We start from the raw sequence: 1,817 nt of genomic DNA, 5'->3' as shown, positions 1-1,817 counted from the left end.
CGTCGAAGCGCCCGCCGACGGCCTTCATCTGCTCCGCATCGCTCGACAGTACAACATGGTCGGCGCCGAGGCGGAAGGCGTCTTCCTCCTTGCCGGCCGATCGCGTGAACAGCGTCACCTCGGCCCCGAGCGCCTTGGCGAGCTTCAAGGCCATGTGGCCAAGCCCGCCAAGACCGATCACCGCGACCTTACTGCCTTTACCGACGTTCCAGCGATGCAGAGGCGACCAGGTGGTGATGCCCGCGCAAAGCAACGGAGCGGCACCCGCCGGATCGAGCCGGCCTGGCAACGACAATACGAACTTGTCCCGCACGACGATCGAGTCGGAATAGCCGCCATAAGTCGGCGTACCATCCTGACGATCACTGCTCGCGTAGCCAAAGGTCGGCCCCTCGACACAGTCCTGCTCCCAGCCTTTGAGGCAGGGCTTGCAGCGTTGGCAAGAATCGACCATGCAACCGACCCCGACCATGTCGCCAGCCTTGAAGCGGAACACGCCCGTTCCGACCTCACGCACTCGCCCGATAATTTCGTGGCCCGGCACGATGGGGTAGTTCGTGAAGCCGAAATGGTTGCGGACCATATGGACGTCGGTATGACAGACACCGCAATAGAGAATGTCGATAACAACGTCATCCGACCGTGGCGAGCGCCGTTCGAAGGCGAAACGCTCAAGCGGTTCGGCGGCTGATCGAGCTGCAAAGCCCAGTGCGTTCATGATTGCTTTCTCCGAGTTGTCGCGCCGGTGCGCAAGCTACCGGTCCGCACCGCGTCGCCTTCCTGCGCACGCAGAGCCCGAGCGGCGTCTGCAGCGCTACGCATTCCCAGGCGCGAACAGCGATTCCCAATTCGTAAAGGCACCGAGCGGGATCACGTCCCAACCGATCAGGCCGGCCTTGGCGAGGGGAAATTCGGCAAGTGCCGCTTTGGCCGCGTCGACGGAGGCGGCTTCTGCTATGATAGCGACCCCGGGTCGGTCCTGCCGGAAGTAGATGTCACGGATGATGCCACCCTTGTACATCTGCCAGGCATGGCGCGCCTCGTCCTGCATATGCGGCTGATACTTCTCCAGCGAGGCGCCGGGCTGCGGGACATCAAGGCAAAGCAATTTCATGGTCATGCTCCTTGCGTAAGTTTATGGTTAGGCCGGCTGAAAGCGGCTGGCGGTCTCCGCCACGCGCCGGCCGAGGTACTGAGCCGTCTTCAAATCGCTATCGGTCAGAGCGACGTCTGGAGCCTGGTCCACGTTCGACTGGGTCATAACCCCYAGCCAGCTTCCCAGCCGGTTGAGATCGTCCACGCTGCCGGTGCTGCTGCTGTTGCCCGGCATCATATCGAGGCCGACCCAGATCATGCCGTGCTGGGCCGCGAACAGCGCCATCGATATGAGCGAGTTCAGCTTATCGCCGTGCTGGGCTCCGGAATTCGTAAATCCAGCCGCAATCTTGTTACGCCACTTCTGGGCCGACCATGCCGCCTTGGTCGAATCCTCGAAGAACTGCTTGAGCTTGGCACTGATCAGGCCGTTATAGGTCGGCGATCCGAAGATGATGGCATCGCTGCGCTCGAGCGCTTCCCAGTCCATGGGGCCGTCCGCGACGGCCATGAGTTTCGCCTCAACCCCTTTTACTTCGCCAATCCCGGCCGCCACTGCCTCGGCAACGCGCGCGGTGTGACCGAAGCCACTGTCGTATACGATTGAAATCAACAACTCGATCGCCTTCCTGCAACGAGAATGCACATGACGGGCGGCCGATTTGGGTCGATTGACCTTAATCGCCCTGAAAACGTCACTTGCCTGATCTCCTCATTACAGT

At 61.5% G+C, this 1,817-nt stretch carries 3 protein-coding genes; all 3 read right to left on the bottom strand.

Annotated features, from left to right (window positions below; genetic code table 11):
• On the bottom strand, positions 1-718 hold a 718-nt coding region (locus tag QDY28_RS30815), incomplete at its 3' end, for an NAD(P)-dependent alcohol dehydrogenase (protein WP_331384852.1).
• A gap of 96 nt (positions 719-814) precedes the next feature.
• The gene (locus QDY28_RS30810) at positions 815-1,114 is read right to left on the bottom strand and encodes a superoxide dismutase (RefSeq protein WP_331384851.1); all 300 of its coding nucleotides are present in this window, start codon (positions 1,112-1,114) and stop codon (positions 815-817) included.
• 27 nt (positions 1,115-1,141) lie between these two features.
• A complete protein-coding gene (locus tag QDY28_RS30805) occupies positions 1,142-1,711 on the bottom strand; it encodes a flavodoxin family protein (RefSeq protein ID WP_331384850.1) in 570 nt (189 codons plus the stop codon).
• Between the last annotated feature and the right edge of the window lie 106 nt (positions 1,712-1,817).

The sequence above is a fragment of the Rhizobium sp. BR 362 genome (genome assembly GCF_036528765.1).
Lineage (GTDB): Bacteria > Pseudomonadota > Alphaproteobacteria > Rhizobiales > Rhizobiaceae > Rhizobium.
The sequence above is the reverse complement of the archived record's forward strand: the minus strand, read 5'-3'. Positions and strand labels throughout refer to the sequence as shown.

What these genes read in the sequence shown, in the direction of transcription:
- QDY28_RS30810 (WP_331384851.1), bottom strand. Translation starts at nt 1,114, where the DNA reads ATGAAATTGCTTTGCCTTGATGTCCCGCAGCCCGGCGCCTCGCTGGAG.